General features: G+C 62.4%; 6 protein-coding genes. 2 read left to right on the top strand and 4 right to left on the bottom strand.

Annotated elements, in window-relative coordinates:
• A partial coding sequence (locus ACTJGZ_RS15255; RefSeq protein ID WP_441663752.1) for a 23S rRNA (adenine(2030)-N(6))-methyltransferase RlmJ occupies positions 1-799 on the top strand: 799 nt, incomplete at its 5' end.
• A gap of 144 nt (positions 800-943) precedes the next feature.
• On the opposite strand, the gene ACTJGZ_RS15250 is transcribed toward ACTJGZ_RS15255, so the two are convergent.
• The 3 genes from ACTJGZ_RS15250 to ACTJGZ_RS15240 form a co-directional block, all read right to left on the bottom strand.
• Positions 944-1,699, bottom strand: coding sequence for a pseudouridine synthase (locus ACTJGZ_RS15250; RefSeq protein WP_441663751.1), 756 nt, complete (start codon positions 1,697-1,699; stop codon positions 944-946).
• Positions 1,700-1,701: 2 nt separating this feature from the next.
• Positions 1,702-2,040 carry a P-II family nitrogen regulator gene (locus tag ACTJGZ_RS15245; RefSeq protein WP_441663750.1) on the bottom strand — a complete coding sequence of 113 codons (339 nt, stop codon included), beginning with the start codon at positions 2,038-2,040 and terminating at the stop codon, positions 1,702-1,704.
• 246 nt (positions 2,041-2,286) lie between these two features.
• Positions 2,287-3,573, bottom strand: a complete 1,287-nt coding sequence (locus ACTJGZ_RS15240; protein WP_441663749.1) for a mechanosensitive ion channel family protein — start codon at positions 3,571-3,573, stop codon at positions 2,287-2,289.
• A gap of 64 nt (positions 3,574-3,637) precedes the next feature.
• On the opposite strand from ACTJGZ_RS15240, the gene argH reads away from it, so the two are divergent.
• Positions 3,638-5,062 (top strand): argininosuccinate lyase, encoded by a 1,425-nt coding sequence (gene argH, locus ACTJGZ_RS15235; protein WP_441663748.1) that lies wholly within the window; start codon positions 3,638-3,640, stop codon positions 5,060-5,062.
• Between the two features lie 110 nt (positions 5,063-5,172).
• Here the strand turns inward: argH and ACTJGZ_RS15230 are convergent.
• On the bottom strand, positions 5,173-5,374 hold a 202-nt coding region (locus tag ACTJGZ_RS15230; RefSeq protein WP_441663747.1), incomplete at its 5' end, for a hypothetical protein.

The following is a 5,374-nucleotide window of genomic DNA, read 5'->3' as shown; positions in this document are numbered from 1 at the left end:
GCTGCAGACCGTCGAGCACTTTGCCCGCAAAGACACGCCGTTCTGGGTTATAGACACCCATGCGGGGGCCGGCCTGTACGCCCTGGATGGCGACTGGGCCGCCAAACGCGGCGAGTTTGAAGATGGTATCGGCCGCGTCTGGTCGCATCAGGGCCAATTGCCGCCGCTGCTGGACAGCTACCGCGAATTGATCCGCAGCTTCAATCAGGACAAGAACACCCTGCGGCACTATCCGGGTTCGCCCTGGGTCACTTTGTCGCGCCTGCGCCCCTCGGATCGCCTGCGCCTGTTCGAGCTGCACCCCAGCGAAGTCGAGGTGCTGGTCGCCAACCTGGAAGCCAGCGGCCGCACCGCCATGCGCCAGACCACGATTTTCGGCCAGGATGGCTTTGAGGGCGTGAAGGCGCTGCTGCCCGTTCCCAGCCGCCGCAGCCTGGTGCTGATAGACCCGCCCTATGAAGACAAAACCGATTACCGCAAAGTCGTCACCGCCGTGAACGATGCCATCAAGCGCTATGCGCCTGGCACGATTGCGGTCTGGTACCCGATTGTGTCCCGGGTCGAGGCGCAGGAGCTGCCCCGCAAACTGCAACGCCTGCCGGTGCGCAATTGGCTGAATGCGACCCTGACGGTACGCGCGCCCTCACCTGACGGGCGCGGCCTGCACGGCAGCGGCATGTTTCTGATCAACCAGCCCTGGAATCTGGCGGCAGCGCTTAAGGAAGCCTTGCCCTGGATGGCCCGCCAGCTGGCGCTGGACGGCAAAGCCAGCTACACCCTGGATTTCCAGCAGGACTGAGCCCGGCGCCAAGCCTGGGGCTGCCCCCAGGCGCCTCCTCGCTGTTATGGCCCGCTGTCATGCCCTGCTTGTCCTGGCCCGCAGTCCTGGCCCGCTGTCCTGGCAGCGGGCATTTTGCCAAGCCTCAGCAAGGCGCCCGGCCGCTCAGAAGCGTTCGCCCGGTTTCAGGTAGCGCCACTGCCCCACTGGCAGGTCTCCCAGCCGTATTTTGCCGATGCGCACGCGCTTGAGGCCGATGACTTTCAGGCCCACCAGCTCGCACATGCGCCGGATCTGGCGCTTGCGGCCCTCACGCAAGACAAAGCGCAGCTGATCTTCGTTTTGCCATGTCACCTGGGCCGGGCGCAGTTTGTGGCCATCCAGGGACAAGCCATGATTCAAAAGCGCCAGCCCACTTTCGCTCAAGCGGCCGGCCACCCGGACCAGATATTCCTTGTCCACATCGGAGTCTTCGCCGATCAGATGGCGCGCCACCCGGCCGTCCTGGGTCAGGACCAGCAAGCCGGTGGAATCAATATCCAGCCGCCCTGCCGCCGCCAGACCGCGAGTGTGACCAGGCTGGAAGCGCTGCGGGCCGGTATCGCCGCGCCAGTGCGTCTGAGCCTGCACCAGCGTCGCAGCGGGCCGGTAGCCTTTTTCGGCCTGCCCGGACACATACCCGACCGGCTTATGCAGCAGAATAGTGACCCGGCTGGTCTGGGATGACTGCGCCGCCCGTTCCAGCGTGATGGACTGATGGGGCCAGGCCCGGTCACCCAGCTGGGCTACCTGCCCATCTACCTTGACCCAGCCCTTTTCGATATAGCTGTCGGCTTCACGGCGAGAACAGATGCCGCGCTCTGCCAGCAGTTTGGAGATACGGACTTTTTCCTGCGTGGCGCTTTCTGGTGTTTGACGCATGTTCACAGCGCGTCAACACCGCTTTCGCCGGTACGGATGCGGATGGCCTGTTCTACCGGGGTGACGAAGATTTTGCCGTCGCCGATTTTGCCGGTGCGCGCCACCTTCAGGATGGCCTCGATGGCGGCATCGACCCGCTCGGCGGGCAACACGATATCCACACGGATCTTGGGCAGGAAATCAACCACATACTCTGCGCCGCGATACAGCTCCGTATGGCCTTTCTGGCGGCCGAAACCCTTGACTTCCGTCACGGTCAAGCCGTTGACGCCGACTTCGGCGAGCGCTTCGCGGACTTCGTCCAGCTTGAATGGTTTGATGATGGCGGTGACTTGCTTCACGGCAGTGTTATCCGGGACAAAAGGCAATAAGCGGGAAGGATGGCGATGCACCAGGCAGCCGTGCATCAGCTGGAATTATTGCACGGATGCCGGTGCCGGGCAGCGCGCGCCGGCCTCAGGCGCGCACGCCATAGGCTTCGTGAATCCGGCAATTCAAAGCTGCCTACCTTTGCCGCCAGCGGCCTGGCCGCCGCGTGTGTCCGGCAGCATGGCACCCGGCCGGGCGCCATGCCATGACGGTCAATCTCAGCGATTCACCGCCGCCATGGCTGCCGCCCTGGCCGCCTCACGCGGGCCTAGCTGCAATAAATCCGCCCCGGATGGCGCCTGATACAGCTGCAAATCAAACTCCGGCAGAATCGCCAGCAGATGATCGAAAATATCGCCCTGAATGCGTTCGTACTCAACCCAGGCCGTATTGTTCGTGAAGCAGTAAACCTCTACCGGAATCCCTTCCGCCGTCGGTTCCATCATGCGCACCAGCAACAGCATGTCTTTGCGTATTTCTTTGTGCGCCTGGATATAGGCCTTGGCGTAGGCGCGGAACGTGCCCAGGTTCGTCAAGCGGCGGCGATTCACGGCATTGCCGCCCGCCTCGCCGAGCTGGGCATTGAAACGCGTCACCTCCTGATCCTTCTCTTTCATGTACTCCTGCAGCAGGCTGAACGTCTGCAGCCGTTCATGCTCGGCATCGCTCAAAAACCGCACGCAGCTGGCATTGATGCGCAACGTACGCTTGATGCGCCGCCCGCCGGATTCGAACATCTGCCGCCAATTGCGGTAGCTCTCCGAAAACAGCTTGTAGGTCGGGATGGTCGTGACCGTCTTATCCCAGTTCTGCACTTTCACGGTATGCAGCGCGATGTCGATCACGAAGCCATCGGCCCCGGCCTGCGGCATTTCGATCCAATCACCAATGCGCAGCATGTCGTTGCTGGTCAGCTGGGTGCTGGCCACCAGCGACAGCAGCGTATCCTTGAACACCAGCAGCAGGACCGCCGACAAAGCGCCCAGACCGGAAATCAGGATGACAGGCGAACGATCCACCAGAATGGATATCACCAGGACAAAACAAATCGCCAGCAAGGCGATCTTGCCCAGTTCGATGTAGCCCTTGATGGAACGCGTCTGCGCCCGTGTCGTGGCGGCGTAGGTATCCTGCAAGGCGCTCAGGAAATTGCGCAGCGCCTGGAAAAAGAAAACAATCGCCAGAATCAAGGCCAGACGGCTCACCGGGCCGGCCAGGCGCTCGAAATGCGGCACCACATCGGCATTGACGGAGACCACCAGCGGCGGCACCGAACGCCATAAATTGCGGTAGGCGCCACGGCGGCGCAAGGCCTGATCCCAATCCTCCCGGCCGCTCACGCGCAGCAGGCGGCGGATCACCCGCAACACGACATGCGCAATGATGACCTGGGCCAGCAAGGCCACGACCACCAGCACACACAGGCCGAATACCGTCTGCGCCCATTCGCTTTTGGGCATCCAGGCATCCAGCAAGGATTGATAAAAATGAGCCAGCTCTACCATTGCTTCCAGTAATTCGGGACAATTGAGGTTGCTGCATTATCGCGCATCTTATAATCCTGCCATCATGTCAGACACCACATCATCCCATCACAATCAATTCGCCAACAAGGCCAAGGCCTGGTCGGCGCGTTTTTCCGAACCCGTCTCCGATCTGGTCAAGCGTTACACCGCGTCCGTCGATTTTGACAAACGCCTCGCGTTTGTTGATATCCAGGGCTCGCTGGCGCACGCCGAAATGCTATCGGCCGTAGGCGTCATCAGCGCCCAGGACTACGCCGACATCCAGCGCGGCATGGCCCAGGTGCTAGCCGAAATCGAGGCCGGCCAGTTCGAATGGTCGCTGGACCTGGAAGACGTTCACCTCAACATCGAAAAGCGCCTGGTGGAGCTGGTCGGCGATGCGGGCAAGCGCCTGCATACCGGCCGCTCACGCAACGACCAGGTCGCTACCGACATCCGCCTCTGGCTACGCAGCGAGATCGACCTGCTGGTTGATCTGCTGAGCCAGCTGCGCCGCGCGCTGGCGCAATTGGCGCTGGAGCATGCCGCCACCATCATGCCGGGCTTCACGCACCTGCAAGTGGCCCAACCTGTCACCTTCGGCCATCACTTGCTGGCCTATGCCGAAATGTTCGGCCGCGACGCGGAACGCCTCATCGACACCCGCCGCCGCGTCAACCGCCTGCCGCTGGGAGCGGCTGCCCTGGCTGGCACCAGCTACCCCATCGACCGCGAACGCGTGGCGCGCACCCTGGGCTTTGACGACGTCGCACGCAACTCGCTGGACGCCGTGTCCGACCGCGACTTCGCCATCGAATTCTGCGCCGCCGGTTCGCTCATCATGACGCACTTCTCGCGCCTGTCGGAAGAACTGGTGCTCTGGATGAGCCCGCGCGTCGGCTTCATCGACCTGGCTGACCGCTTCTGCACCGGCAGTTCCATCATGCCGCAAAAGAAGAACCCGGACGTCCCGGAACTGGCCCGCGGCAAGGCCGGCCGCGTGAACGGCAACCTGATCGCGCTGCTGACTTTGATGAAAGGCCAGCCGCTGACCTATAACAAAGACAACCAGGAAGACAAGGAAGGCCTGTTCGATACGGCAGACACGCTGCGCGACACCCTGACGATCTTCGTGGATATGGTCGGCGGCATCCTCGTCAAGGCTGACGCCATGCGCGCCGCCGCCCTGCAAGGCTACGCCACCGCGACCGATCTGGCCGACTACCTGGTCAAGCGCGGCCTGCCCTTCCGTGATGCCCACGAAACCGTGGCGCTGGCGGTACGCGCCTGCGAAGAACGCGGCTGCGATCTGTCCGATCTGACGCTGGAAGAATTGCGGGCCTTCCACCCCGACATTCAGGATGATGTGCATCATGTGCTGACGCTGGAAGGCTCGGTCGCCTCCCGCTCTCACATTGGCGGCACGGCGCCTGAGCGTGTCCGTATCGAAGCGCAGCGTCTGATCGACGCGCTGCCCGAGGCCCGCTGACAAGGCCCCAAAGCCAGCAATTAAAGCCAGCAATCAAAGCAAGCCATTAAAGCGAGCAATCAGGGCGGCCCTTCGGGGCCGCCTTTTTACCAGCCTCTTTACCAGCCTTTTTACCAGCGGGTGCTCAAGCCGACCGAATACTTTCGCTCGCTATTATTGGGCTGGCCGGAGGCCGTGACGCGGTTATAGCTGGCCTTGGTATAAAGCGACAGCCATTCCGTGAGGCTGTAGCGCATCCCCACCGCAATATCCATGCTCTGGTCTGCCTCGCTGCTCAGCGCCTGGTACACCTCGCCATGGGAAAACAGCTGC

The organism is Kerstersia sp. (assembly GCF_052103615.1).
In the GTDB taxonomy this organism is placed as follows: Bacteria; Pseudomonadota; Gammaproteobacteria; order Burkholderiales; family Burkholderiaceae_B; genus Kerstersia.
The sequence above is the reverse complement of the archived record's forward strand: the minus strand, read 5'-3'. Positions and strand labels throughout refer to the sequence as shown.

Excerpts from the sequence above, each read along its gene's own strand:
- ACTJGZ_RS15240 (WP_441663749.1), bottom strand. The coding sequence starts at position 3,573 with ATGGTAGAGCTGGCTCATTTTTATCAATCCTTGCTGGATGCCTGGATG.
- ACTJGZ_RS15250 (WP_441663751.1), bottom strand. The coding sequence starts at position 1,699 with ATGCGTCAAACACCAGAAAGCGCCACGCAGGAAAAAGTCCGTATCTCC.
- argH (WP_441663748.1), top strand. The coding sequence starts at position 3,638 with ATGTCAGACACCACATCATCCCATCACAATCAATTCGCCAACAAGGCC.